The following is a 25523-nucleotide window of genomic DNA, read 5'->3' as shown; positions in this document are numbered from 1 at the left end:
TGAATTCCTGGGGAATAGCCGGTGACAATCACTTCAGCACTTTGTTACAGCCAGGCAATGGCTGCATTGGAATGCCTGCCAGTTTCCTTGGGTTTCGTGCCGGACTTCAGCTTTGCTGACGAAAGGCCGGCTGGCAAGTGAACAAAGTGCCTGAAGACCGTCCAGACACTGTCGTGGGGTGTCCGGACGATGCGGTCATTGGGGCTGCTTGACTAGCCCCTGTCAGCCGCTGCTACGTGTTCGGCTATGCGGTTGCGCAGAAAGCGCCAGGTTGCCTCATGGGCGGGTTGGCGCTTCAAGCCCTCAGGCGATACCAGCCAGAGCGCAATGTAATGCGCCTCGATGGCCGCGAGTCTTTCCAGGCGAGGATTGGCATCGGCCAGCATGCACCAGAGGGGTGCTGCGGCTCCTCCGGCCAGCACCGCGCTTTGCAGGGCTTCCCAGCTGTTGACTTTGGTACTGATCGATTCACCCTCGCCGACGTGGCCATTGACCCAGTCAATAAAAGGCTTGGGCGCGTATTCGCTCCATCCGATCCAGGTGCCGGGAGGTTGCCCATTGCGTGCGGTCGAGCCGTACATGGCAATTTCGAGGTTGCCAAGCAGTGCACTTTCCAGCCGCTCAGGGCGTTCATAAGCATCGCCGATGCCCAGGTCGGCCTTTCGTTCGGCGACGAGCTCCATCGGGTTGGCAACGCTGACGATGTCGATGCTGACCCGTGGATGGGTTTCATGCAGAGCCAGTATGTCCTGGATAAAGGCATCGCCCAGCCCCTGCGCGACTGCAATTTTCACGGTCCCCTCGACACCCTCGGGAGTTCCGTACAGGAGCTGCTCAAGCTCGGTGATCTGTTCGTTGACCCGTTCCGATGCCTTGAGGACAGCGCTGCCCGCTTCAGTTGTGCGGATCACATTGTCGTCGGTGGAGAACAGCCGTTTTCCTATCGAGCGCTCCAGCGCATCAATACGACGAGCAACGGTTGTCCGGTCAACCTGCAGGATTTTACTGGCCCCCAGTAGAGAACCAGCTTGCGCAACAGCGAGAAAGAACCGCAGATCGTCCCACCTGAAGGGGCTCCGGGCGTTTTTGCACAGGGTCATGCGAAATCACTCATTACGGGCGTCCATACCTGATTTCTATATTACACACCCAGCCAATCAGGCGGCAGTACCCATGCTCGTGCACGTTTCGGCGAGCAGCACTCCAACCGATCAGCTCAAAGGTGTGGCAATGGATAGCGTGGCTATTAAATTCAATGACGTTTCGCAAGGCGTAAAACGCAGAGGACGCAAGCGATTGTCCGAGCTACTGCGGGATAATCCGGATGTCGATCCTTATCCGGAGGGGTGGTTCGTCATCGAGTTCACCAGCAAGGTAAAAACCGACCGGCTGATCTCGAAGAAGTTTTTTGGCGAAGAGGTGGTGATATTCCGTCACCCCGAAACGCGTCAGGTTACGGTCACGCAGGCTCACTGTCCGCACCTTGGCGCGCATTTCGACAGCTATCGAAACGGTGGCTGCCTGGAAAACGGCGTCATCACTTGCCCCTACCACCACCTGAAATTCGACCCCCAGCGGCAAGCCTCACGCTGTCCGGGCGGTGCGCCAGGTCGAATGGACCTGAAGATCTATCCAACGATCGAGTATCACGGTTTTGTGCTTGCGCTGCGCCAGCGTGATGGCAGTACCGCAACACTTCCAGTGCCTGACCTGTCCTTTCCCGAAGTTGATGAAGATGCGTTTCTGTATGACGTGCAGTCGGTTGGCATATTCCAGGGCGACATGCTTGTGCCACTCATGGCCAACTCCGACTACATGCATTTCCAGACCGTACATGGCACGCCGGAGCCGGCGAGCGATCACGCATTTCGTGTGGCCGACGATGGTCAGTCCTGTTTTTTCAATTTCGAGATTCCGCTGCGCAATCTGAACAAGGTCGACCCTCAATACCCGAGAGCCGGCCGCTGGCGGCGGTTGCGACGTACATTCGCCAGGCCTTCGAACAATGGCAAGACGCTGCCGGAGGTACTGACCCATGTGAGTGCTGCCGGTATCGGCCCGGGTTTGGCCAAGAGCCGCTGGTGGGAGCCACAGTTTGGCATCGACCTGTTGTCCTGGCTCTACGTCACGCCGATCGATCCATACACCTATGAACTGTTCATGTGTCATGGCGCCCGCACCATCAAGACGTTCAACTCGCGCCCGGTCCAGACCATCCTCAATGCGCTCGGCCTGCAGGCACACATGCTGGCGAATCATCTTTATGTCGGGCAGGAGGACCCGCCGTTTTACACCGCCGACAAGATCCGTTTGGCCCATCCGTCCCTGCGTGGCAAGGACAGACTGATCGATCAGTACACAGGGTGGTGGAAGTCCACGTTTTTTACCCCGCAATTTCAGGAGATGGTTGATGGCTACGACCTCGACTTCACTCGCCCTTGATGTATCGACCGACAACACCCCGAATCAGGAACAACCATGAACTGGACAGAAAGCTGTGATGCGGTGGTTGTAGGTTCCGGCAATGGTGGGTTGGTCGCCGCACTCTGCCTGTACGAAATGGGCGTCAAGGATGTACTGGTTGTCGAGTCTTCGGACCAGGCCGGCGGTACCAGTGCTCTTAGCGGAGGTGGGGTATGGATTCCCGGTAACCCTTACGCACAAGCCGAGGGCATCAGCGACAGTTACGACGATGCCCTGGCTTATGTACTGGCCACCGACCCCGACGGCACGGTACCGCGCGAGATGATCGAGACCTACCTGAAGAACGCGCCAGCGATGCTGCGCTTCATGCATGCGCGTACCCGCATGCGTTATCGCTCGCTTGCGCACTATCCGGATTATTTCTCGACCTTGCCGGGCTCGCGTACAGGGCACCGCTCCATTGAGCCGGAGCCGATGAACATCACCAAACTCAAGCGGCGAGGGCAGTACCTTCGCGACCATCATCCCATCCTGAAGATTCTGGGGCGGGTGCCCATGACCCAAACCGAAGCGCATGTCTTTAACGTGCAGGCTCCGGGATGGCGTTTGTTGGCGGCAAAGTTGCTGATGCAGTATTTCCTCGATGTGCCGCAACGGTTGCGCACCCGCCGGGCGCGCCGCGCGACCTGCGGAAGTGCAGGGGTGGCGCGTCTATTGTGGTCGATGGAGGAGCGCAATCTGCGGCTCGACCTGAAGACCGAAATGATTGATCTCGTGCTTGAGCGCGGCAAGGTTACTGGCGTGATCGTGAGGACGGGTGGACGCCAGCGCAATATCGAGTGTCGGCGAGGGGTGGTGTTGGCGTCCGGCGGTTTCGAACACAACCAGCGAATGCGCGAAACCCATTTGCCGGCCCCTACGCACACGAGTTGGACAACCACTCACAAGGGCAACCTCGGCGCACCTATCGAGATCGCCAATCGGCACGGCGCACAACTGGCGCGTATGCACGGTGCCTGGTGGGTCCCGACCTTTCGTGTGCCCGGCATTCCTTATCCGTATCCGTCGATCATGGAGAAGTCCTACCCCGGCAGCATTGTCGTGAACAAAGGTGGCAAGCGAGTCGCCAATGAGTCGATGAACTATCAGATGTACGTTCGTGAGTGCCATCGCTTGCACGAGGAAGGCACAGACACCAGTCACCTGTGGATCATTTTTGACGCGGACTTCCGGGAGAAGTACATCGTCAGCCCCATTCTTTCCTCGAAGCTGATGCCGGACCGGCGCATTCCCAAGGCGTATTTCGATGAGAGCTTTTTGACCCGGGCGGACAGCCTTGAGGCCCTGGCACTCGCGGTCGGGATTGACGCTGCGGGAATCAAGGCGACCGTGGAGCGCTTCAATCGTTTTGCCACAACGGGCAAGGATGAAGAGTTCGGGCGAGGTGACAGCGAGTACGACCGTTACTATGCCGATCCTTCGGTCAAGCCCAATCCCTGTCTGGCGCCTATCCGTCGTGGGCCTTTCTACGCCGTGCGGATCTACCTGGGCGAGTTTGGCACCAATGGCGGCCTCGATATCGATGTCAACGCACAGGTGCGTAACACCCAGGGCCAGCCGATCCAGGGACTGTACGCAACAGGCAATTGTGCGGCGGCGATCCTGCCGGCGTACCCGGGGCCGGGCTCGACGCTGGGACCTTCGATGACCTTTGCCTATCAGGCGGCCAAACACATCTCGGGCGTCACGCCCACTGAATGACCGGAGTGATCTTCAATGAACAATGACATCGCATTCGTGGGGCTTTCGTGCACGGGGCACGACGGTGCCGTGGCCATCATGCAGGGTGGGCAGTTGAGGTTTGCCGAAGCGACTGAACGGTATCGGCAAAATAAGTTTGCGGTTGGCCAGGCTCCGGATGACTACCTGTACTGCCGCGAGGTACTGGCCCGCCATGCCGATGCGAAGCAGCTCGTGGTGGCCAAAAGCTGGAGCGAGCAAGCCACTCAGATCTGGCATGGAGAAAACGTCCGCTTACGCGAGAGCATCAGGCAGCAACCTCAACACCGTGATGTGCTCGAACGCCTGGCGCAATTTCATCAGCACAATTGGGACGCCTTCATGGGACCGAGCATCGCCCTTGCCGGTCACGGCGTACAAAGGGCCGCGCAGGCGCTGGATAAGCAGGTAATGGAAACCCGGCATTACGACCATCATCTCTGCCACGCGGCATTCGGTACCTGGGGGGCTCCCTTCGATTCTGCGGCAGTTATTGTCATGGATGGACAGGGTGAGGGGCGCGGAACGGCTTACTGGCACTATCACGACGGTGAACTACATCCGGTAGAAGTCGAGCCTTACGCCGGTACGCTGGTGGAGTGCTACAGCAGTCTCGGATTGTATTACGGCATCATGGTTTGCCTGGCGTGTGGTTTCGAACCCGTTTCGGGTGAGGAATGGAAAATCATGGGGCTCGCGCCTTACGGCAAGCTTGATGCCGCGTTGTATCAGAAGCTCAAGATGTTCTATTCCATTGACGGTTTGTCAGTGAACTGTACGGAGCACACGGTCGGTGTCTTCCTCGACATCGTTTCTGCGCCTGTCAGTCACAAGGCAGACTTCCAGAAGGCAGCGAATTACGCGTACACCTTTCAGCGTTTCTTTGCCGAAACGGCCACGACCTTGATGACGGAGCTGGGCCATCGTACCGGCGAGCAAAACCTGATCGTGGCGGGTGGTTGCGGGTTGAACTCATCGTTCAACGGACGAATTGTCGAGGCGACCGGTTTTCGGCAAGTTCATATTCCCTCGGCGCCAGCCGATGATGGAAATGCTGCGGGTGCCGCGATTCTGGCTGCGCGCGACTATCACCTGGCGGGCGCGGGACCTGCGTGGCAATCCCCTTACCTGGGATCGCCAATCAAGTTCGAGTCGTTGGAAACTGTGCTGGAAAATTCGCCATTCGTACCTTATCGGCGAATTGACGACGAGCAGTTAATGGCAGACGAGGTCGCTGCAAGGATTGCTGACGGACAGGTTGTGGGCTGGGTTCAGGGCCGTGCCGAGTTTGGACCGCGGGCGCTGGGCAATCGCAGCATTCTCGCCGATCCTCGGGCTGTGGCGATGAAAGACAAGGTGAACCGCGTGGTCAAGTTCAGGGAAGCCTTTCGTCCTTTTGCTCCCTCGGTGCTGCACGAGGCCGGCGAGGCCTGGTTCGAGCAATACCAGGACAGCCCTTACATGGAGCGTACGCTTCGTTTCAAAGACACTGTCGCGCCTTTGGTACCTGCTGTTTGTCATGCAGACCAGACAGGTCGCGTGCAAAGTGTGACTGCCGAGCGCAATCGGTCCTACTACCAGTTGATCAAGGCATTTGAAGCACTGACAGGGGTGCCGATGCTGATGAATACCAGCCTCAATGTGATGGGCAAGCCCATTGTCCACAGTGCAGAAGACGCGCTACAGGTGTATCTGGGATCACAATTGGACTGCATGGTGATCGGGCCTTACTTGCTTGCGAAGGATTTGGCGCCCCGCAAAGACAACGCGTCATTGGCCAGCGCTCGGGGTGTGCGGGTGCGCCAGTCTCAGGAGGCGCTATGACTGCCGCGCTCGAATCACGTTCGTTCGTATATGACGCACGACTGATGCCGCTTTTTACACCGTTCAAGCTCGGCTCGCTGATGCTTGCCAATCGTATCGTCATGGCTCCCATGACCCGTTGCAGTGCCGTCGATGGGGTGCCGGGGGAGGGTGTCGCGAACTACTATCGTAGTCGGGCACAGAACGGCGTTGGTCTGATCATCAGTGAAGGCATCGGTGTCGATCATGCCGCTTCACTGGGTACCGGTACACTAGGCGAGACCAACCTGCCGGTCCTGCATGGGGACAGGCCGCTTGCCCGCTGGAAAGACATCGTTGATCAGGTGCACGGCGCAGGCGGTCGTTTTTTTGCTCAGCTCTGGCATCAGGGACCACTGCGGATGCCGGGTACGGGACCTTATCCCGAGGCGATTTCATGCCGCCCCTCCGGGTGTTGGGGGCCTTTGTCCGGCAACAACAGTGCAAATGGGCATTACCTGGCGGCAGTGCGCAGCGAAACACCGGCCATGACCGAATCAGCCATTGCCGACGTTATTGCCGCCTACGGCCGCACGGCAGCGAATGCTCGAGCGGCAGGATTTGATGGTCTCGCCATCCATGGGGCGCATGGGTATCTCATCGATAGCTTCTTCTGGAAGGTCACTAATGCCCGAAAGGATGCCTGGGGTGGATCATTGCGCGCGCGGACCCGGTTTGCCTGCGAAGTGATCAAGGAGGTCAAGCGGGCAGGCGCCGGGCTTCCCGTTGTCTTTCGGTTTTCACAATGGAAGTTGCAGGATTTCGATGCCCGCCTGGTCGAAACGCCCGCCGAGCTTGAAGCCCTGCTTCTGCCTCTGGCCGACGCTGGAGTCGATGTTTTTGATGCCAGCACTCGACTGTTTCATCTGCCGGCATTCGGTGAGAGCGATCGAACGCTGGCAGGCTGGGCCAGGCACTTGACCGGGCTTCCCGTCATGGCCGTTGGTGGCGTTGGTCTTGATCGAGAGCTCAAGGAGTCGTTGGTGGGCGACGTGCTGGCGACCCATAACGCGCAGGTCGCTGCGCGTGCGATCGAGCGTGGTGAGTTCGATCTCATTGGCGTGGGGCGGGCACTGCTGGCCGATCCTGATTGGGTTGGCAAACTTCGCTCGGGCGCGGTATTGCCGGACTTTCGAGCTGACGTGTTTACCGAGGAGACTGTGCAGTCATGACAAGTCTGTTGATCGCTCGGGAGTCTGCACCCGAACAACGTTACAGCTTTCCAGTCCCCTACGGCTGGTATCGCCTCATGCTGTCAGACGAACTGCAAGTGGGCGAGGTCCAGACGGTTCGATTCTTTGGTCAGGAGTGGGTGCTGTTTCGAGACGCCAATCAAAAGGTCGGCATGTTCGAGCCACACTGTCCTCACCTTGGTGCCCATCTTGGTGTGGGAGGCAAGGTCGATGGAGAACTGTTGCGCTGTCCTTTTCATAACTGGGGTTTTGACCATCAGGGATTTTGCCGACAGATTCCTTATGCCCGCTCCCTGTCGCCAAAACTGACCCATGAGCCTGTCTTGAAGGGCCTGCCGGTCATTGAAGCCAACCGGATGATCTGGGCGTGGTTTCATCGAGACGGTACCGCGCCGATGTGGGAAGTGCCTAATGTTCCCGAAGCGCGGGCCCCGGGCTGGCTTACACGCCACGACCCGGCATTCGAGATCAGGACCATCGCGCAGGAAATAGCCGAGAACAGTGTGGATGCTGCGCACTTGAAGTACGTGCATGGGCAGGAGGCGCCTCTGGATGTGGGCTCCTGCTACACCGGGCATCTTCGAACGACCGCGCTCAGTGGGCCAATGTCGATTGAGGATTCGCAGGGGCAGCCCATCGAATGCGAGTTCTCGGTCGATTTTGAACAGTCCGGGCCGGGTATTCAGGTCGTCAGATTGTCGCGTCATGTCTCGCTGGTCATGCTGATTACCATCACGCCCGTAGAAGCAGAACTGACACACCTGCAGTTTTCCTTCCTGCATCCGGACTATGGCGATGACCCGATCAGGCAGGCACTGGTCGACGATCTCATCCAGGAGCAGATCGGCGAGCGCGGTCAGTACGTCGGTGTCGTGGCGGATCTGCCGATCTGGAACAACAAGATCTACCATCACAGACCGCTGTTGTGCGATGGCGACGGAAAGATAATGGAGTTCCGCCGCTGGTTCAGTCAGTTTTACGAATAATGTAGCGTTCATCCCTCTGGCTGTGGGACGGCAAGGCATTGCTTCATTTTAATAAGAAGCATTACTATTCACACCCCGTCTCCACAGCACACCGCAATGACCCTCAAGTTGCCCCGCAGACACGGCTTTTTCGAGCATTACGAAGAGTTGGTTGGCACCTGGACCCGTCGCCTGAGAAACCGTCAGCAGGCCGAGGACCTTGCCCACGATACCTTCGTGCGCGTGCTTGAGTCCGATTCGGCGGTGGTGGAACAACCTCGGGCGTATTTGCATCAGACAGCGCGCAACATCGCGGTCGATGGTTATCGGCGTGAGGATCGGCGGGGCGCCATGGAGTCAGAGGCGATCGATCTCAGTGTGTCACCAGCCGGCGACCCGGAGCATTTCATGCACGCGATCCAGTTGGCCGATTCCATCGAACGGGCGCTGAGCGAGTTGCCGCTCAACTGCCGCAAGGTCTTCGTCTGGCAGAAAATCGAGGGCCTGACCCAGCAGGAAATCGCCGAACGCCTTGGTCTGTCCAAGAACATGGTGGAAAAGTATATGATCCGCACGCTTCGGCACCTGCGTGATCGCCTCGACGGCCTGCAATCATGAGCGGCGGCCATTTCTCCTCCCCAGCCAAACAGGAACTTCCATGATGGATACTCGTGATTGTGCGTGCGGGCAAACGGCGGTTCGCGATGATGCGGCACGCTGGTTTGTGCGTTTGCAGGAGCCTGCGGTCGATGTCGAGGTGCGCCATCAGTTCAAGGCCTGGCTGGACGAACATCCGCCACACCGCCACGAATTCGAATTGCTCCAGGGCTTGTGGACCGCTGCCGACCTGGTGCCGGCCCCGCGTTTGCGGGCCTTGTGTGAAACGCCACCGGTGCCCGTCAAGCGTCGGCCGCTCCTGCGCTACGCGGTGGCCGCCAGTGTGCTGGCCGTGGCGTTGGGGCTGGGCTTGTTCAGCGGCCTGAATCATCCGGTGCCGTACACCGCCGAGTTCTCGACGGCCCTCGGCGAGCGGCGGCAGGTGGCCTTGCCCGATGGCTCAGTCATGGACCTGGACAGTCGCAGCCGGATCCAGGTGCGTTTCGAGAAGGATCGACGGCATGTCGCACTGACCGAGGGCGAGGCGATGTTCAGCGTCGAACACGACAGCAGTCGCCCCTTTGTAGTCGAGACCGGCAATGGCAAGGTCACGGTCACCGGCACCCGCTTCGATGTACGCCAGGGCGTCAATGACACCCGGGTCGTGGTCGAGCAGGGCACCGTCAAGGTGCAGGGGCGCTCGGCCGCCGACAACGAATTCATCAATCTCACCGCCGGCCTTGGCACCCATGTTGATGCCCAGGGCAAGGTCGCGCCCGCGTATGCGGTCAACCCGGCAGAAATGACCGCCTGGCGCAGCGGCAAACTGGTGTTCAACAACGCCAGCCTGAGCGATGTGGCCGAGCAGGTCTCGCGCTATCGCCAGCAACCGCTGAAGGTCGGTAACGCGGCGGTTGGCAACCTGCGCCTGACCAGCGTGTTCAAGACCGACAACACCGATGCGCTGCTCAAGGCCTTGCCGAACATCCTGCCGGTGGCTATACGCACCCTGGCGGATGGCAGCCAGGAAATAATTTCAAAATAAAATTCAGGTTTTTTTCGAGTTCATCGTCTTCCTGTTCAACTGCAACTGGTTTGCATTAACAAACGCACACTCTTGCGATCCACAGGACTACGTTCGACGTGAAAAAATCCACCGCTAAAAACAACAATCTTCCATGGTTGCCGCTGGCCCTTGCGCTGGCGGTCAGCGTTGCGCTGCCCCAGGCCTATGCGGCCGAAGCGATTCACATCCCGGCGCAACCTCTGGGTCAGGCCCTGAGTCAACTGGGCCAGCAAACCTCGCTGCAGGTGTTCTTCAACCCTGAGCTGGTCGCCGGCAAGCAAGCCCCGGCGGTGGATGGCAACCTGTCGCCGGAAGACGCGCTGCGTCAGTTGCTGCAGGGCAGTGGCCTGCAATACCAGATCGAAGAAGGTTCGGTGACGCTGATGCCGGCACCGACCCAGGCGGTAAATGGCCCTTTGGAGCTGGGCGTCACCGACATCAAGGTGGTGGGTGACTGGCTCGGCGATGCCGACGCCGCCGTGGTGCAGAACCACCCGGGCGCACGCACGGTGATTCGCCGCGAGGCCATGGTTGAGCAAGGCGCGATGAACGTCGGTGACGTGCTCAAACGCGTACCGGGCGTGCAAGTGCAGGACGCCAACGGCACGGGTGGCAGCGATATTTCCCTGAACGTCGGGGTGCGTGGCCTGACCTCGCGCCTGTCGCCACGCTCGACTGTGCTGATCGACGGCGTGCCGGCGGCCTTTGCCCCCTACGGCCAGCCGCAGTTGTCGATGGCGCCGATCTCGTCCGGCAACCTCGACAGCATCGACGTCGTCCGTGGTGCCGGCTCCGTGCGCTACGGACCGCAGAACGTCGGCGGTGTGATCAACTTCGTGACCCGCGCCATCCCGGAAAAAGCCTCCGCCGAAATCGGCACCACCCTGGAAACCTCCCAGCACGGTGGCTGGAAACACATCGACACCGCGTTCATGGGCGGCACCGCCGACAACGGCATGGGTGTGGCGCTGCTGTACTCCGGGGTAAACGGCAACGGTTACCGTGAGCGCAACAACGGCAACGACATCGACGACGTGATCCTCAAGACCCACTGGGCGCCGACTGATGTCGACGATTTCAGCCTGAACTTTCACTACTACGACGCCAGCGCCGATATGCCCGGTGGCCTGACCCAGGCGCAGTACGATGCCGATCCGTTCCAGTCCGACCGCAACAACGACAACTTCAGCGGCCGCCGCAAGGACGTGTCGTTCAAGTGGGCGCGGCAGATCGACGACCGCACCCAGGCTGAAGTGCTGACCTACTATTCCGACAGCTTCCGGGGCAGCAATATCGCCGCGCGGGACCAGAAGACCCTCGGCTCGTTTCCGCGCACCTACTACACCTTCGGTATCGAACCGCGGGTGTCCCACGTGTTCGACGTCGGCCCGACCACCCAGGAGGTCAGTGTCGGTTATCGCTACCTGAAGGAAGGCATGCACGAGCAAGCCAGTCGCCTGGCGCTGAACGCTGCCAACGAGCCGGTGGTGACCAAGTCGTCGGACGGCCATGTGTACCAGGACCGCACCGGTGGCACCGAGGCTCACGCGGCCTATATCGACAACAAGATCGACGTCGGCAACTGGACCATCACCCCGGGTGTGCGTTTCGAACATATCCAGACCGAATGGCATGACCGCCCGGTGCTCGACACGGCCGGCAAACCAGTGCAGGAAAAGCGCCGCAGCATCGACAGCAACGAACCGCTGCCGGCCCTGAGCGTGATGTATCACATGTCCGATGCCTGGAAGCTGTTCGCCAACTACGAGACCTCGTTCGGTGCGCTGCAGTATTTCCAGCTCGGTCAGGGCGGTTCGGGTGACAACACCGCCAACGGCCTGGAGCCGGAAAAGGCCAAGACTTACGAGATCGGCACACGCTACAACGATGATGTCTGGGGCGGCGAAGTGACGCTGTTCTACATCGACTTCGACAAGGAGTTGCAGTACATCAGCAATGATGCCGGCTGGACCAACCTCGGCGCGACCACCCACCGCGGCATCGAAACCTCGGTGCACTACGACATGGCCGCGCTGGACCCGCGTCTGGAAGGCCTGACCGCCAACGCCGGTTTCACCTACACCCGCGCCGTGTATGAAGGGGAGATTCCGGACTTCAAGGGCCGTGACCTGCCGTTCTACTCACGCCAGGTGGCGACCGTCGGCTTGCGTTACGACATCAACCGCTGGACCTACAATGTCGATGCCTTCGCCCAGTCCCAGCAGCGTTCGCCGGGTGTCGCGGTGAACGCGGACGGCAGCTTCACCAACAACTACATTACCGAGGGCACCGCCGACGGCCAGTACGGCGACATTCCGGGTTACGTCACCTGGAACGTGCGCAGCGGCTATGACTTCGGGCCGCAGGTTTCGAACCTGAAAGTCGGGGCGGGTGTGAAGAACGTCTTCGACAAGCAGTACTTCACCCGTTCCAGCGACAACAACTCGGGGATGTACGTGGGCGCACCGCGTACGTTCTTTGTGCAGGCCAGCGTTGGGTTCTGACAGACCGGGCCGGACCCATCGCGAGCAAGCTCGCTCCCACAAGGTGTCGTGTGATGCCTGTGGGAGCGAGCTTGCTCGCGATGTTTTTCAGACCTTCAAGACTTTCCCGCCAACCGCCACTGCCACCAGCAACAGCGCCATCAAGGCAAAGGCAAAGCTCAAACTGCTGCCGTGGGCGATGAAGCCGATGACGGCCGGCCCGGCGAGAATGCCTGCGTAGCCCAGGGTGGTGATGGCCGGCACGGCGATGCTTTCCGGCATGACCGTCTGCTTGCCCACGGCGGTGTACAGCACAGGCACGATGTTCGAACAACCGGCGCCCAGCAGCGCATAACCTACCAGCGCGGCTTCCCAGCTCGGTGCGAAGGTGGCCAGAAACAGGCCGCTTGCGGCGGTCAGCCCACCGAACACGATGACCCGCGTCGCTCCCAGGCGGCGTACGATCCTGTCACCGGTCAGGCGCCCGGCGGTCATGGTCAGGGCGAACGCGGCATAACCCAATCCCGCGTACGCTTTGTCGATGCCACGCTCCTGGGCGAGGAACACCGCGCTCCAGTCCAGTGCCGCGCCTTCGGCGAGGAACACGATGAAGCACATCCCGCCAATGAACAGCACAATGCCATGGGGCACGGCGAATGCCGGTCCCGAGCTTTCGCTGCCATAAGGCAGCATGTGCGGCACGGCTTTGGCCAGGGCCATCAGCAGCAGCACGATCACCACCAGCATCGCGCTCAGAGGTGAAAGGCCCAGCCCGAGCAGTCCGCTGACACCTGCCGCGCCGACGATCCCGCCGAGGCTGAACAGGCCGTGGAACCCCGACATCATGTTTTTCCCACTGGCACGCTCGACGATCACCGCTTGCAGATTGACCGTCGAATCCACCGTGCCCAGGCCTGCGCCAAACATGAACAGCGATGCGATCAACGCCGGGATCGACGACACCGTCGCCAGCAGCGGCAGCGCGGCACAGATCAGCAAAGTCCCGCCGGTCGCCACCCGCCGGCAACCGAAACGTGTCGCCAGCAGCCCGGCCAGCGGCATCGCCAGAATCGAACCCACGCCCAGGCTCAGCAACAGCAAACCCAGCGTGCCTTCGTCCAGGCCCGCCCGCGCCTTGGCATAGGGCACCAACGGCGCCCAGGCGGCGATGCCGAAACCGGCGATGAAAAAAGCCACGCGCGTGGACATGTGTTGCAAGCGCCCGATCACAAAAGTGTCCTGGGCATTGAGGCTGGTCATATCAATCCTTGGCAGAAAAACGTCACGTTCCCAAGGGACAGGGAACGAGCGCTGAGGTTCGATCAGTGCTCGCCCGGCCCGGCAATCAAACAGGGCGACATCGTTGCACAGCCGATAGCTGTTTCGCGATATGTTGAATGAATCACATGACACGCGGAGGGCGCCATGGCGCAACGGTACGATGCACGGGGCAATATCTACATAGTGGTCGCGCCCGAGGCGTTGCGGCGACAGGGCATCGACGTGCCGGATCAGGCCGAGCTTGCTGCAAAGACTCGCCAGGCCTGGTCGCTGGCGGCCATCGAGGCGTGCTGTGCCTGGGCACCCGGCACGCAACCGGCCGGTAGCAAGGAACATCGCAGCGATGGCCTGCTGGTCGGCCCGTTTCAGTCTGCGCCGCCCTTCGATTTATTGATCGTCAATACCGACGGTACGTTGGCCGAACGCAGCGGCAACGGCCTGACGATTTTTTCCCAGGCGCTCAGTGATCAACAGTTGTTGCCGGAAAATCAGGCCTGCGAACTCAGGGTGCATCACGACAAGACCGACACACCGTCACCGGGACAGACCTGGGTGAAAAGTGCACAAGTGGAGGGGGTACAGGGTTTCTGGCTCAATCTGGGGCGACCAGGGTTCGGTCCGGCAGCGGTCAGTGCCCAAGGGGTGGAAACGGCGATCTTCAATGGCCGTGAGCTCAGTCACGTGCAGCCCCTGTCGGCCCTCAATGCGGCCTGGTCCCACAGTCAGTTCGCCCGGGTCGGCAACCCGCATTGCGTCACCCTGGTACAGCGCGCCGAGGACTTGCCGAGCAATGAGCAAATGCGTGAGCCGACGTTGGGTGAAGGCTTGATGCGCATCGCCTACGCCATGCCGACCGGGGCAGGGCGACCGTGTCCGGCCGGGATCAATCTGCAATGGGCGATGCACCTGGCGGACCAGCACATCGCCGCGCGGGTGTTCGAACGTGGCGAAGGACCGACGGCGTCTTCGGGGACCAGCGCCAGTGCGGTGGCCTGTGCGGCGTGGCGGGTGGGTTGGGTGGCTGCCGGTGAGGTCAAGGTGACGATGCCGGGTGGCACGGCGCCGATTTTGCTGGAGGAAGAAAAGGGCGAGTTGAGCCGGGTCAGCCTGTTTGGTACGGCGCGGATGATTGATTGAGTTCCAGACTGCCTTCGCGGGCAAGCCCGCTCCCACGGGGGGAGCGGGGCAGACACTTGACTCAGCCCGGGTGACTGAACTCCACCACCGGCATCTGCCGCTTCATCAGCACCTTGCCATTGCGCACTGAATACAACGGCAAGCCCTGGCTGCGGATCACCTCGTAATCGCTGTCCGCCGACAGGATCAGCAAGTTCGCCGGCCGTCCGGGTTCCAGCCCGTAGCGCTCGCCCAGGGCCATGGCCTTGGCACTGTTGTCCGTCACCAGATCCAGCGCACTTTGCAGATTGCGATAGCCGAGCATGTGGCAGATATGCAAACCGGCCTCGAGTACCCGCAGAATGTTGCCGTTGCCCAGGGGATACCAAGGGTCGACGATCGAGTCCTGGCCAAAACACACGTTCATGCCCGCTTCCAGCAACTCGTTGACCCGGGTTACGCCCCGGCGCTTCGGGAAACTGTCGAAGCGCCCCTGCAGGTGGATGCTCTCGGTCGGGCAGGAGACAAAACTGATCCCGGAATGCCCGAGCAAGCGAAACAGTTTGGCGCAGTAGGCGTTGTCGTAGGAGCCCATGGCCGTGGTGTGGCTGGCGGTGACCCGCGAGCCCATGCCGCGGCTGCGCGCCTCTTCGGCCAGCACTTCGAGAAAGCGTGAGTGCGGGTCATCGGTTTCGTCGCAATGCACGTCCACCAGACAACCCGTGCGCTCGGCCAGGTCCATCAGGTACTTCACCGAACTGACACCCTGATCGCGGGTGTATTCGAAATGCGGAATGCCGCCCACCACGTCCGCGCCCATGCGGATCGCTTCCTCCATCAGTTCGCGACCGTTGCGGTAGGACTCGATACCTTCCTGGGGAAACGCGACGATCTGCATGTCCACCAGGTGACGGCTTTGCTCGCGCACTTCGAGCATGGCCTTGAGCGCGGTCAGCTGCGGATCGGTGACGTCAACGTGGGTGCGCACATGCTGGATGCCGTGGGTGGCAAGATTGCGGATGGTTTTTTTGGCCCGGGTTTTGGTGTCTTCCAGGGTGATGGTCGCCTTGCGCTCGCCCCAGCATTCGATGCCTTCGAACAGCGTGCCGCTCATGTTCCAGCGCGGCTCGCCGGCGGTCAGGGTGGCGTCGAGGTGGATGTGCGGCTCGACGAAGGGCGGCACCACCAGGTTGCCGCCGGCATCCAGATCCTCCGGCCCCAGGGTCGGCGCTTCGATTTGCCGGGAGATGCTGCGGATCAGGCCGTTTTCCAGGTGCAGCTCATGCAGGCCTTCCTGATTGCGTAACCGGGCGTTGATGATGTGCATCGGGCGCTTCCTTTAGGTGAGCAGGTTTTGCAGTTCGATGCCTATACGTTAGCGCGGCAACGCCTGGGCAAAAAGCACGCACATGAAAAACAGCCACGATGGGCTGTTTATTCATTCAACGTGCACCCCGAACGAGGATTGCTCCCGCTGGGCGGGTTACTTCCAGTCGTGGATCGGCCAGCCGGCCTTCTCGGCCTGTTCCCGCAGCACCGGATCGGGGTTGACCACGTGGGGGAAATCGACCTTGAGCAACAACGGCAGGTCGTTGCGCGAATCGGAATAGAAGCTCGCGCCTTCGAGGTTTTCTTCCTGCTCGTCCAGCCACTCCAGCAAGCGGGTGATCTTGCCTTCGCGGTAGGTCAGGGTGCCGACGGTGTGGCCGGTGTAAACGCCGTGGGCGACTTCCAGTTCGATGCCGAGAATCTCGTCGATGCCCAGGCGTTCGGCGATCGGGCCGACCAGGTGCACGCCCGAGGCGGAAATCACCAGGATCCGGTCGCCGGCCTTGCGGTGTGCGGCGATGGTTTTGGTGGCGTCACTGAAAATGATCGGCTCGATGTAGTCCTCGACCCAGGGGCCGACCAAATGCTCGACCTCGTCCGGCGTGCGGCCGATCATCGGCTCCAGGCTGAAGGTCATGTAGTCCTCCATGCGCAGCTTGCCATGACTGTAGGCGTCCATCAGCGCGTTGTTCTCGCGCATGAAGGACTCGGGGTCGACCCAGCCCAGCCGGCCCATTTGCTCGCTCCAGAGGGTGGCGCAGTCGCCGTGGATCAGGGTTTCGTCCAGATCAAAAATTGCCAGGGCCATCAGTGCAGTTCTCTCTTCATCGTCAGCAAGGTCATCAGGCTACCTCACACAGGGCCGTCGGATCGATGGAAAGCGCCAGGCGCTGACCGTCGGGATGCAGATCGGCCGCCGAACGGTTCAGCACATCGACCACCAGTTCCACGCCGCGGGCTTCGATCCGGTAGCGAATCACGTTGCCCAGCAGGCTGTGGCTGCGCACCTGGGCGTCGAGTTCGCCATTGAGGCTCAGTTCGATGGCTTCGGGGCGAATGGCCAGGCGCTTGCTGATCGGCCGTTGCAGCAGCTTCGAAGCCGCGTCGGCATCCAGCAGGTTGTAGTTGCCGATGAAGCCGGCGGCGAACACGTCTACCGGTGCGGTGTAGAGGGTTTCAGCATCGCCGCTCTGGACGATCTTGCCCTGGTTCATCAGGAAGATCCGGTCCGACATGGTCAGGGCTTCTTCCTGATCGTGGGTGACGAAAATCGTCGTCAGCCCCAGTTCACGCTGGATTTGCCGGATCTGTTCACGCAGGTGCTTGCGGATCCGCGCATCCAGCGCCGACAGCGGTTCGTCGAGCAACAACAAGCGTGGCCGGGTGACCAGGGAGCGGGCGAGGGCGACGCGCTGGCATTGGCCGCCGGACAGTTGATGGGGGTAACGCGCGGCAAAATCGTGCAGTTCCACCAGCTTCAGCACTTCGGCAACACGCTTTTGGCTGTCATCGGCATTGACCTTCTGCATGCGCAAGCCGAAGGCAACATTCTGCTCCACGGTCATGTTGGGGAACAGCGCGTAACTCTGGAACACCATGCCGATCCCGCGTTTCTGCGGGCTCAGGGGCACGATATCGACACCGTCGAGGAGGATCTTGCCACCATCGACGGGCGTCAGGCCGGCGATGCAACGCAACAGCGTGGATTTGCCGCAACCGGAGGGGCCGAGCAGGGTGACGAACTCGCCTTTCTGGATCTCGCAGTTGATGTCGCTGAACACCGTGGTACCGGCGTAATTCTTTTGAAGGTGTTGGACGCTGACATAGCTCATTCGCTTTTGTCCCTGTTCAAGATGTTGGCCGCCCAGGTCAGAACCAGTACGAAGAAGAAGTAGGAAATCACCAGCGCACTGGTGAGGTGGCCGCTGCTATTGCGCATGTTGTTGAGGTAGACCTGCAGGGTTTCGTAGCGGGTGCCGACGAGGATGTTGGCGAACACGAACTCGCCGAACAGGAAGGAGAACGACAGCAGCAACGCCACCATCAGGCCCTTGCGCAGGTTCGGCAGCACCACCAGGAACGCGGCCTGCCAGGTGCTGGCGCCGAGCAGCTGGGCGGCGTCCATCAGGTCGCGCAGGTTGATCGCTTGCAGGTTGTTGGTGATCGCCCGGTACATGAACGGCAAGGCCACGGTGAAGTAGCAACCGATCAGGATCCAGGGCGTACCGACCATCGCCAGCGGCCCCGAGCCGTAGAGCTGCAACAGGCCCACCGACGACACCACTGGCGGTACCGCGAAGGGCAGCAGGATCAGAATGTTCATCAGCGCGTCGAGTTTCGGGAAGTGGTAATGCACCACGAACAGCAGCGGCAGGATCAGCACCACTGACAGAATCAATGCACCGACGCAGACCAGCAGCGACTGACCGAAGGCATGCAGAAAACGCGGATCGCTCCACAGCTGGATGTACCACTTGAGGGTAAAGCCGCTGGGCAGAATGGTCGCCGACCAGCTGCTGGCAATCGAGTAGATCAAAGTGCCGAGCAATGGCAGCAGCAGGATGGCGAACAGCAGGTAGACCACCACGCGGTGATAGACGCCGACCGGGCCGATTTCAGCGCGAGACATGGTAACTCCTCTTCAACAGCAACTGATGCACGATGGTCACCAGGGTCATCAACGCCACCAGCACCACGGCCAGCGCACTGGCCAGGTTCGGGTCCAGGGAAATGTCACCGGCCACCAGCCCGGCAATGCGGATCGGCAACACGTTGAAGTTACCGGTGGTCAGGGCGTACACCGTGGCGTAGGCGCCAAGGGCGTTGGCCAGGAGGATCACGAAAGTGCCGAGCAGGGCTGGTGTCAATACAGGCAAGCCGATGTGCCGCCAGAACTGCCAGCCGCTGGCGCCGAGCAGGGCGGCAGACTCGCGCCAGTCTTCGCGCAGGGCGTCGAAGGCCGGGTACAGCAGCAACACGCCGAGGGGAATCTGGAAGTAGGTGTAGAGGATGATCAGCCCGGTCTTGGAGTACAGGTTGAAGTCCTGGATGATCCCGGCCTGCTTGAGCATCAGGGTGAAGCTGCCGTTGAAACCGAGCAGGATGATGAAGGCGAACGCCAGGGGCACGCCGGCGAAGTTGCTGGTCATGTTGGCGAAGGCGTTGACGAAGTTGCGCAGTTTCGAGTCCACGCGGCGCAGGGAATAGGCTCCGAGCACGGCGATGATGATGCCGAAGACGCTGGACCAGAAGCTGATTTCAAGGCTGTACTGGATCGCCTGCAGGTAGAACTTCGAATTGAAGATCTTGCTGAAATTGGCCAGGCCCCAGCCGAACTCTTCCGATTGCAGGCTGTTGATCATGACCCAGGTCAGCGGGGCGATTTCGAAGACGATAAAGAACAGCGCGAAGGGCAGCAGGCACAGGGCGGCCAGCCATTTGCTGCGAGTCATGGATTTCACTTCAGCAGCTCCCGGCAGACCGGTTTGTCGTGGGGCACACCGAGCAGTTCGCAGACGGTGCCGCAGATCTCGGTTTGTTTGGGCGCGGCGGTTGTCGTGAAGCTGAAGGCGTCACCCAGGACGAACAGCGGCACTTCGCGTTCTTCTGGCAGCAAGCCGTTGTGCGAGCGGTCGTTGTTCATGCCGTGATCGGCGGTCACCAGCACCTGGTAACCGGCGTCGAGCCAGCTTTGCAGGTAGTCGGCGAGGATGATGTCGGCCGAACGTGCGCTGTTACGGTATTGCGGGGTGTCGAGGCCGTGCTTGTGCCCGGCGTCGTCGATGTTCATCGGATGGATCAGCAGAAAGTTCGGTGCATGGCGCAGGCGCAGGTTTTCGGCATCGGCAAACAGGTGCGAATCGGGGTAGTGATCGCTCCAGTAGAAATGCCCGTGCTGGATCGGCAGTTCCGGGTTGTCAGTGTGGCGATCCCGGGCGGCAACGAAGGGTGAGCGGTTGTACAACTCGCTGACCCAGTGATAGGCCGCTGCGGCGGTGGTCAGTCCGGCCGCTGTCGCGTAGTGATAGATGCTGCGCTGGTTGGACAGGCGCGATACTTGATTGTGAACGATGCCGCTGTCGATCGGCGGGACGCCGGTCAGGATGCATTCGTAGAGCGGTCGGGACAGCGCGGGCAATTCGCACTCCAGCTTGTAGAGTGCGGCGCGGCCGGCGCCGACGTAAGCCTGCAGGTGCCCCATGGCGTGGCGGGCGACCTCGTAGTTGAGGCCGTCGAGCACGACAAGGATGACGTTGTGCTTCATAGGGGCAAAAACTCCGTGTAACTCCAAATCAACGCGATCCACTGTGGGAGCAAGCAGGCTTGCTCCCACAGGGATTTTCAGGTGCCCGTCAATCGATGCCGGGCTACAGCATTACTGCATGTTGATAATGACTTCTTCCTGCCACTTCTGCGGCAGACCCTTGGAAGTCTTTTCCCAGGCATCGGCGTCCTTGATCGGCGTCACGTTCTTGTACTGCTCGTTCGGCAGCAGCTTGGCTTTCACATCGGCGGGCAGGGTGATGTGCTCGGCGCGGATCGGACGGGCGTTACCCTTGGCCAGGTTGGTCTGGCCGGCGTCGCTGAAGATGTACTCACGCGCCAGCTTGGCGGCGTTGGGGTTTTTCGCGTACTTGTTGATGATGGTGGTGTAACCGGAAATCACCGAACCGTCGGACGGGATCAGCACCACGTAGTCATCCGGGTTGGCCATCTTGGCCTTGTAGCTCAAGCCGTTGAAGTCCCAGACCACGCCCACTTCGACTTCACCTTTTTCCATGGTGGCAATGGTCGGGTTGGCCATCGACAGGCGACCTTGCTTGGCGATGTCTGCAAACAGCAGCAGGGCAGGCTGGACGTTCTTCTCGTCGCCACCGTTGGCCAGCGCGGCGGCCAGTACGCCGTTGGCGGCCTGGGCAGCGGTGCTTACGTCACCGATGGAAACCTTGTATTTACCGGTCTTGAGGTCGGACCATTTGGTCGGTACTTCGGAGCCGTGCAGCAGCTTCTTGTTGACGATGAACGCGATGGAGCCGGTGTAGGCCAGTGCCCAGTTACCGTCCTTGTCCTTGGCCCAGGCCGGAACCTGATCCCAGGTGGACGGCTTGTACGGCTGAACCACGCCCTGCTTGACCGCGATCGGGCCGAACGCTGCGCCGACGTCGCCGATGTCGGCGGTGGCGTTGTCTTTTTCCGCGGCAAATTTGGCGATTTCTTGCGCCGAGCTCATGTCGGTGTCGATGTGCTTGAGGCCGTACTTGTCGCTCAGGTCTTTCCAGGTGCCGGCCCAGTTGGCCCAGTCATCGGGCATGCCGACGCTGTTGACGGCGCCTTCTGCTTTCGCAGCGGCTTCAAGGGTTTTCAGGTCATCAGCGGCCATGGCGGCGCTGCACATTGCGATGGTCGAGCCTAACAGTGATGCCAGGAAAAGCTTTTTCATGCCGAAGCTCCTTGGGTCGTGTTCAATGCTGCGATTGCGGTTTGTGTTGGTCTAGGTCAGCAATACCTGAGCCAATCTAAGGGGCCTGGATGACACTTTGATGTCGTTCGTCGCCCGGCATGGCTTTTTATCGGTGGGTATCGCTGCAGGCCTGCTAAGCGTAGACCATGGCCAAAGCCCCGGCAGGCAAGGGACTTGGCCGATGGTTTGCAGGCAGTGATGACGACCGCTCGGCAGCTTTGTCATCTCTCGGTCATCTGCACTGCCTACGCTTGCAGGCTATTGAAAGAGCCGGTTTGCAGGGTGGTTCTGCCCTGAAACAGTGCTGGTCTAGTCCAGAAAGGTAACCTTGATGCGCGAAGAGGCAATAAAAGCGGTGACAGCCATTGGCCAGGTGCTACAAGAGCAGATCGACCACGGTCTGCTCGCCCCCGGCAGCAAGTTGCCCGCCGAGCGCAAACTCAGCGAGCTATTTGGCACCACACGCATCACCTTGCGCGAAGCCTTGTTGCAACTGGAGTCGCAAGGGCAGATTTACCGCGAGGAGCGTCGCGGCTGGTTCGTTTCGCCGCCGCGTCTGGCCTATAACCTGATGCAGCGCAGTCACTTTCACGCAATGGTCAGCGCCCAGGGGCGAGTTCCCTCCACCGAGGTGATCTCGGCGCGCCTGCAACCGGCGTCGGCGGCAGTGTGTGCCTGGTTGCAACTGCCGGCGCTGTCGAGCGTGATCCAGATCTGCCGTTCGCGGCGGATTGACGGGCGCCTGGTGCTGTACGTAGAGCACTACCTGAACCCGAAGTACTTTCCGGGAATACTTGAGTTTGATTTGAACCAGTCGATCACCGAGCTCTATGCGCGGCATTACGACCTGCAATACGGGCGGGTGCGTTTCGAGATTGTGCCGACAGCGTTGTCGGTGGAAGCGGCGGCGGCGCTGAAGGTGTCAGTGGGCAGCCCGGGCCTGCAGATTGCCCGGGTCAACTATGACCAGCATGAACGCTTGATCGACTGCGACCTGGAGTTCTGGCGGCATGATGCGATTCATGTCGGGGTGGATGTGGTTTGAATGTTTTTATATTGCGAATAAATGATGGATTGAACTGCAAAGTTTGAAACTGCAAGTATAAAGTTTGCGCTGTGTGCTCTCACCTGTTCTTTATAGGATGTTCACTGGTCGCACTTTTGCGGCTTTTGAATTTTATATAAGGAGATTTCCATGTTTGATAATGAATATGGTGCAAGGGAAACATTCAAAGGAACGCTGAGTATCTTCGGGAGCCCGGTTTCAGTTATTTCCCCGGAAAGGATTGGTGCACGCCTGCCGGGTCATGAGCCAACCCTGTTCTATTTTTATGCGAGTACAGACAAGTTTCTAATCAGCGTCGGAGACATGGACAATAAACAGCGCGTTGCATTGGACAGCGATGGATACCTTTGCATCAGCGACCGGGCTGAAAGTTTTACCCTGAGGACACTGGATCAGCAGTTGCTAAGCAGAAGTCCATCCAAAGGAGGGGTGGTGATCAATGCGTATGCAAAGTCTTCCGCGGCGGTCATTCAATTTGATGGGGATGACGCATTTGACGATCAGGATACACTTTATAACTTTCTGATTGCTGCAATGAAATTAGAGCGAGTAGATTCAAATCGTGATGTTTACTATAAGGTCCCGACGGGAACCGGTACCTGGAAAAAACACCCTGCCGATAAAGCCTTTACAGCCAAGCCGGTGCCTATCGTGTTGAACGTCCAATAATCATTGGACGTCTTTGCCAAGAAACGTATCTGATAAGAACATTATTTGCAGGCAATACAGCTCGGCTCTTGCCCGAGCTGTATTGGTTGTACTACACCTTATCCGGGTCGCCTCCCGCCGTCACGACCTGAACACTCATTCTCGGTGTGGCCAGATCCAGCCCAAGCTCGTCCATGTATCGCTTGAGCGACAGGTTGAACGCCCGGGAAACCTCCCATTGCTTGATCGGCGCCGTCTTGAACCGGGCGCGCAGAATGGCGTTGCCGGATTCGAAGCTTTCCACGCCCTGAAACTCCAGGGGCGACCAGATGTTGCGTCGCTGCAACGGGTCGGTGCGCATTTTCTGGCCGACCTCGCGCATCATCTTGATCGCGTTGTCGATCTCCATGTTGGCCGGTATTGCCACACGGAAGATCGCATAGCCGAACTCCCGGGAGTAGTTCTTGATGCTTTTGATTTCGCTGAACGGGATGGTGTGCACGATCCCGTCGATGTCGCGCAGGCGCACGGTGCGGATCGTCAGGCCTTCGACGGTGCCCAGGTGGCCGCCGACGTCCACGTAGTCGTCGATGGCCAGTGAGTCCTCGATGATGATGAACAACCCGGTGATCAGGTCGGCGACCAGCGACTGCGCACCAAAACCGATGGCCAGACCGATGACACCGGCACCGGCCAGCAACGGTGTGACGTTCATGCCCATGTTCGCCAGGGCGACAATCAGGGCAATGATGAAGATCGCCACGAACAGCACGTTGCGGATCAGCGGCATCATCGTCTGTGCCCGCGCATTGGCCGGGCCTTTGCGTGAGCGCGTGAGGGCCAGGTGCACGGCGGTGTCGCTGAGAATCCAGACCAGCCAGGCAAACAGCAAGGTGCCGGCCAGGCCGAACACCTTCATGGTGACCTCGTGGCCATCACCTTCGGTAATCCGTATCAGCGACATGCCCCAGACCCGCAGGCCGAGTTCGATGAAGGCCAGCCAGACCAGCAGATGCGCGATGGTGTAGCAAAAGTTCTTCAGACGCTCCGAATACAGGGCGTGGCGCTTGATGCCGCGCTGGGGCCTGAGGGCGTGGCGGCGAACCAGGCCGTTGATGACCATGCACAGCACCAGCAACACCGTACAGATCAGCGATTGGCGCAATGCCGTGCTGGTGTCGCCGGCCGAGATGAATGTGGCGAACAGCGAGATGCCGACCAGCACCAGGGCGGGGACGAACCAAAAGGTGCCGAGGATCGACAGCGTGTCATTGAATGCGCGCCGGGTCAGGCGCCGGGACAGTGGCTGGTTGCGGATCAGGTGGGCAATCGGCCGGCGGAAACGCAGGATGAACAGCCCGGTGGACAAGGCTGCCAGCACATTGGCGACGGTCGCGGCGGTGTGGGCCAGGTGGCTGCCGAGACTGCTGACCAGTTGCGGGTCGCTCAAGGCTTCGCCGAAGGCGGCGAAGCTGCCGATCAGCCACAGTGGCCGGAAGGCCTGGTGCCGCAGGATGTACAGGGCACGGTGTCGGTGCGGACCGTCGAGCAGGGAGAAGGCGATCACGCAGATCGCCGAGAAACAGGTGCCGACCACCAGCGCATAGGCCAGTACCATGGCCAGGCTTTTGCCCAGGGATGAGGGCAGGGCGTAGCTCATGTAGACGGTGATGACCAAGGCAATCAGCCAGGGACCGAGTTTGCGCAAGGCAAAGCGCAGCATGTCCAGCGCCCTTGGGTGTTGCGGCAACTCCTCGGTCAGGCCGAAACGCATGCGTACCCGATGGCTGAGCCAGATCAGCGCGGCGGCCAGCAGGCTCCAGACCGCCAGGATCATGGCGAAGGCAAACAGCATCGGCAGCCATTCATTGGCCGGCAGCGCCAGTGCGACCAGCTCGTCACCGGCCTGATCGAGCTCGCTGGACCAACGGGTGAGCGGGCTGTCGTCGCCGGAAAGTTTTTGTTCGATATTGGCCAGGGTCCCGCCAATCAGGCTCAAGACACCTTCTTCGGGGGCCGGCTGGGCTTTTTTTGTCACATCACGCAGTTTTTTCAGGTCCGCCAGCAGTTTGCTGCGTTGCTGGTCGTTCTCCAGTGACTTGATCACTTCGTCCAGGGATTGCCCCAGCGGTTCCTGTGCTTCGGGCTGGGCCTTGGCCTGGTTATTGAGCAGCCCGGGCAAACCTACGGCCTGGGCAGGCGCCATCGGCAGCAGCATCATCAGGCAGACAAGGAAAAAACACGGCAGGGCAAAAAGTCGAGCGAACACTAGG

21 protein-coding genes are annotated in these 25523 nt (G+C 60.3%); 11 read left to right on the top strand and 10 right to left on the bottom strand.

What is annotated here, in order from left to right; genetic code table 11:
• Positions 1-212 precede the first annotated feature (212 nt).
• Positions 213-1100 (bottom strand): LysR family transcriptional regulator, encoded by an 888-nt coding sequence (locus EIY72_RS20485; RefSeq protein WP_093217055.1) that lies wholly within the window; start codon positions 1098-1100, stop codon positions 213-215.
• A gap of 73 nt (positions 1101-1173) precedes the next feature.
• On the opposite strand from EIY72_RS20485, the gene EIY72_RS20480 reads away from it, so the two are divergent.
• The 8 genes from EIY72_RS20480 to EIY72_RS20445 all read left to right on the top strand — a co-directional run bounded on the left by EIY72_RS20480 (position 1174) and on the right by EIY72_RS20445 (position 12370).
• Positions 1174-2442, top strand: a complete 1269-nt coding sequence (locus tag EIY72_RS20480) for a Rieske 2Fe-2S domain-containing protein (protein WP_157720926.1) — start codon at positions 1174-1176, stop codon at positions 2440-2442.
• 36 nt (positions 2443-2478) lie between these two features.
• Complete coding sequence (locus tag EIY72_RS20475; protein ID WP_093217065.1) at positions 2479-4185, top strand: FAD-dependent oxidoreductase; 1707 nt, start codon at positions 2479-2481, stop codon at positions 4183-4185.
• Positions 4186-4200: 15 nt separating this feature from the next.
• Positions 4201-6027, top strand: a complete 1827-nt coding sequence (locus tag EIY72_RS20470; RefSeq protein WP_093217070.1) for a carbamoyltransferase family protein — start codon at positions 4201-4203, stop codon at positions 6025-6027.
• Positions 6024-7217 carry an oxidoreductase gene (locus EIY72_RS20465; RefSeq protein WP_231985531.1) on the top strand — a complete coding sequence of 398 codons (1194 nt, stop codon included), beginning with the start codon at positions 6024-6026 and terminating at the stop codon, positions 7215-7217. The genes EIY72_RS20470 and EIY72_RS20465 overlap by 4 nt, the downstream gene beginning before the upstream one ends.
• Positions 7214-8224: a Rieske 2Fe-2S domain-containing protein gene (locus EIY72_RS20460; RefSeq protein WP_093217074.1), complete on the top strand. Its 1011-nt coding sequence runs from the start codon at positions 7214-7216 to the stop codon at positions 8222-8224. The genes EIY72_RS20465 and EIY72_RS20460 overlap by 4 nt, the downstream gene beginning before the upstream one ends.
• A 96-nt stretch (positions 8225-8320) precedes the next feature.
• Positions 8321-8821: a sigma-70 family RNA polymerase sigma factor gene (locus EIY72_RS20455; protein WP_093217078.1), complete on the top strand. Its 501-nt coding sequence runs from the start codon at positions 8321-8323 to the stop codon at positions 8819-8821.
• A 40-nt stretch (positions 8822-8861) separates the two neighbouring features.
• Positions 8862-9845 carry a FecR family protein gene (locus EIY72_RS20450; protein WP_093217083.1) on the top strand — a complete coding sequence of 328 codons (984 nt, stop codon included), beginning with the start codon at positions 8862-8864 and terminating at the stop codon, positions 9843-9845.
• Positions 9846-9943: 98 nt separating this feature from the next.
• On the top strand, positions 9944-12370 hold the full coding sequence (locus tag EIY72_RS20445; RefSeq protein WP_093217088.1) for a TonB-dependent siderophore receptor: 2427 nt from the start codon (positions 9944-9946) through the stop codon (positions 12368-12370).
• An 87-nt stretch (positions 12371-12457) separates the two neighbouring features.
• Here EIY72_RS20445 and EIY72_RS20440 read toward each other — a convergent pair whose 3' ends face one another.
• Positions 12458-13609 carry an MFS transporter gene (locus EIY72_RS20440; RefSeq protein ID WP_093217093.1) on the bottom strand — a complete coding sequence of 384 codons (1152 nt, stop codon included), beginning with the start codon at positions 13607-13609 and terminating at the stop codon, positions 12458-12460.
• Between the two features lie 165 nt (positions 13610-13774).
• Here EIY72_RS20440 and EIY72_RS20435 point away from each other — a divergent pair, with 165 nt between their 5' ends.
• Entirely contained in the window at positions 13775-14767 is a 993-nt protein-coding gene (locus EIY72_RS20435; RefSeq protein ID WP_093217096.1) for a diaminopimelate epimerase, read from the top strand.
• 61 nt (positions 14768-14828) lie between these two features.
• Here EIY72_RS20435 and codA read toward each other — a convergent pair whose 3' ends face one another.
• The 7 genes from codA to EIY72_RS20400 all read right to left on the bottom strand — a co-directional run bounded on the left by codA (position 14829) and on the right by EIY72_RS20400 (position 21515).
• The gene (gene codA, locus EIY72_RS20430) at positions 14829-16073 is read right to left on the bottom strand and encodes a cytosine deaminase (RefSeq protein ID WP_093217100.1); all 1245 of its coding nucleotides are present in this window, start codon (positions 16071-16073) and stop codon (positions 14829-14831) included.
• Between the two features lie 156 nt (positions 16074-16229).
• Positions 16230-16883, bottom strand: a complete 654-nt coding sequence (locus tag EIY72_RS20425) for an HAD family hydrolase (protein WP_093217105.1) — start codon at positions 16881-16883, stop codon at positions 16230-16232.
• Positions 16884-16917: 34 nt separating this feature from the next.
• Positions 16918-17907, bottom strand: coding sequence for an ABC transporter ATP-binding protein (locus tag EIY72_RS20420; protein WP_093217110.1), 990 nt, complete (start codon positions 17905-17907; stop codon positions 16918-16920).
• Positions 17904-18704, bottom strand: a complete 801-nt coding sequence (locus EIY72_RS20415; protein ID WP_093217115.1) for an ABC transporter permease — start codon at positions 18702-18704, stop codon at positions 17904-17906. Before EIY72_RS20415 ends, EIY72_RS20420 begins: the two co-directional genes overlap by 4 nt.
• Entirely contained in the window at positions 18691-19527 is an 837-nt protein-coding gene (locus EIY72_RS20410) for an ABC transporter permease (RefSeq protein ID WP_162276436.1), read from the bottom strand. The genes EIY72_RS20415 and EIY72_RS20410 overlap by 14 nt, the downstream gene beginning before the upstream one ends.
• A gap of 5 nt (positions 19528-19532) precedes the next feature.
• The gene (locus EIY72_RS20405) at positions 19533-20339 is read right to left on the bottom strand and encodes an alkaline phosphatase family protein (RefSeq protein ID WP_093217126.1); all 807 of its coding nucleotides are present in this window, start codon (positions 20337-20339) and stop codon (positions 19533-19535) included.
• A gap of 111 nt (positions 20340-20450) precedes the next feature.
• A complete protein-coding gene (locus EIY72_RS20400; RefSeq protein WP_093217131.1) occupies positions 20451-21515 on the bottom strand; it encodes an ABC transporter substrate-binding protein in 1065 nt (354 codons plus the stop codon).
• A 352-nt stretch (positions 21516-21867) separates the two neighbouring features.
• On the opposite strand from EIY72_RS20400, the gene EIY72_RS20395 reads away from it, so the two are divergent.
• Positions 21868-22581 carry a UTRA domain-containing protein gene (locus tag EIY72_RS20395; protein WP_093217136.1) on the top strand — a complete coding sequence of 238 codons (714 nt, stop codon included), beginning with the start codon at positions 21868-21870 and terminating at the stop codon, positions 22579-22581.
• A 150-nt stretch (positions 22582-22731) separates the two neighbouring features.
• Entirely contained in the window at positions 22732-23271 is a 540-nt protein-coding gene (locus EIY72_RS20390; protein WP_093217141.1) for a hypothetical protein, read from the top strand.
• 91 nt (positions 23272-23362) lie between these two features.
• Here EIY72_RS20390 and EIY72_RS20385 read toward each other — a convergent pair whose 3' ends face one another.
• The gene (locus EIY72_RS20385) at positions 23363-25519 is read right to left on the bottom strand and encodes a mechanosensitive ion channel family protein (RefSeq protein ID WP_093217146.1); all 2157 of its coding nucleotides are present in this window, start codon (positions 25517-25519) and stop codon (positions 23363-23365) included.
• Positions 25520-25523: the final 4 nt, after the last annotated feature.

The organism is Pseudomonas vancouverensis, assembly GCF_004348895.1.
Lineage (GTDB): Bacteria > Pseudomonadota > Gammaproteobacteria > Pseudomonadales > Pseudomonadaceae > Aquipseudomonas > Aquipseudomonas vancouverensis.
Note: the sequence above shows the minus strand (reverse complement) of the source record. Positions and strands in the feature narration are given on the sequence as shown.

Coding starts and splice junctions, on each gene's coding strand:
- EIY72_RS20410 (WP_162276436.1), bottom strand. CDS start 19,527: ATGACTCGCAGCAAATGGCTGGCCGCCCTGTGCCTGCTGCCCTTCGCG.
- EIY72_RS20435 (WP_093217096.1), top strand. CDS start 13,775: ATGGCGCAACGGTACGATGCACGGGGCAATATCTACATAGTGGTCGCG.
- EIY72_RS20440 (WP_093217093.1), bottom strand. CDS start 13,609: ATGACCAGCCTCAATGCCCAGGACACTTTTGTGATCGGGCGCTTGCAA.
- codA (WP_093217100.1), bottom strand. CDS start 16,073: ATGCACATCATCAACGCCCGGTTACGCAATCAGGAAGGCCTGCATGAG.
- EIY72_RS20400 (WP_093217131.1), bottom strand. CDS start 21,515: ATGAAAAAGCTTTTCCTGGCATCACTGTTAGGCTCGACCATCGCAATG.
- EIY72_RS20450 (WP_093217083.1), top strand. CDS start 8,862: ATGATGGATACTCGTGATTGTGCGTGCGGGCAAACGGCGGTTCGCGAT.
- EIY72_RS20415 (WP_093217115.1), bottom strand. CDS start 18,704: ATGTCTCGCGCTGAAATCGGCCCGGTCGGCGTCTATCACCGCGTGGTG.
- EIY72_RS20405 (WP_093217126.1), bottom strand. CDS start 20,339: ATGAAGCACAACGTCATCCTTGTCGTGCTCGACGGCCTCAACTACGAG.
- EIY72_RS20460 (WP_093217074.1), top strand. CDS start 7,214: ATGACAAGTCTGTTGATCGCTCGGGAGTCTGCACCCGAACAACGTTAC.
- EIY72_RS20425 (WP_093217105.1), bottom strand. CDS start 16,883: ATGGCCCTGGCAATTTTTGATCTGGACGAAACCCTGATCCACGGCGAC.
- EIY72_RS20465 (WP_231985531.1), top strand. CDS start 6,024: ATGACTGCCGCGCTCGAATCACGTTCGTTCGTATATGACGCACGACTG.
- EIY72_RS20470 (WP_093217070.1), top strand. CDS start 4,201: ATGAACAATGACATCGCATTCGTGGGGCTTTCGTGCACGGGGCACGAC.
- EIY72_RS20475 (WP_093217065.1), top strand. CDS start 2,479: ATGAACTGGACAGAAAGCTGTGATGCGGTGGTTGTAGGTTCCGGCAAT.
- EIY72_RS20485 (WP_093217055.1), bottom strand. CDS start 1,100: ATGACCCTGTGCAAAAACGCCCGGAGCCCCTTCAGGTGGGACGATCTG.
- EIY72_RS20480 (WP_157720926.1), top strand. CDS start 1,174: ATGCTCGTGCACGTTTCGGCGAGCAGCACTCCAACCGATCAGCTCAAA.
- EIY72_RS20390 (WP_093217141.1), top strand. CDS start 22,732: ATGTTTGATAATGAATATGGTGCAAGGGAAACATTCAAAGGAACGCTG.
- EIY72_RS20395 (WP_093217136.1), top strand. CDS start 21,868: ATGCGCGAAGAGGCAATAAAAGCGGTGACAGCCATTGGCCAGGTGCTA.
- EIY72_RS20420 (WP_093217110.1), bottom strand. CDS start 17,907: ATGAGCTATGTCAGCGTCCAACACCTTCAAAAGAATTACGCCGGTACC.
- EIY72_RS20455 (WP_093217078.1), top strand. CDS start 8,321: ATGACCCTCAAGTTGCCCCGCAGACACGGCTTTTTCGAGCATTACGAA.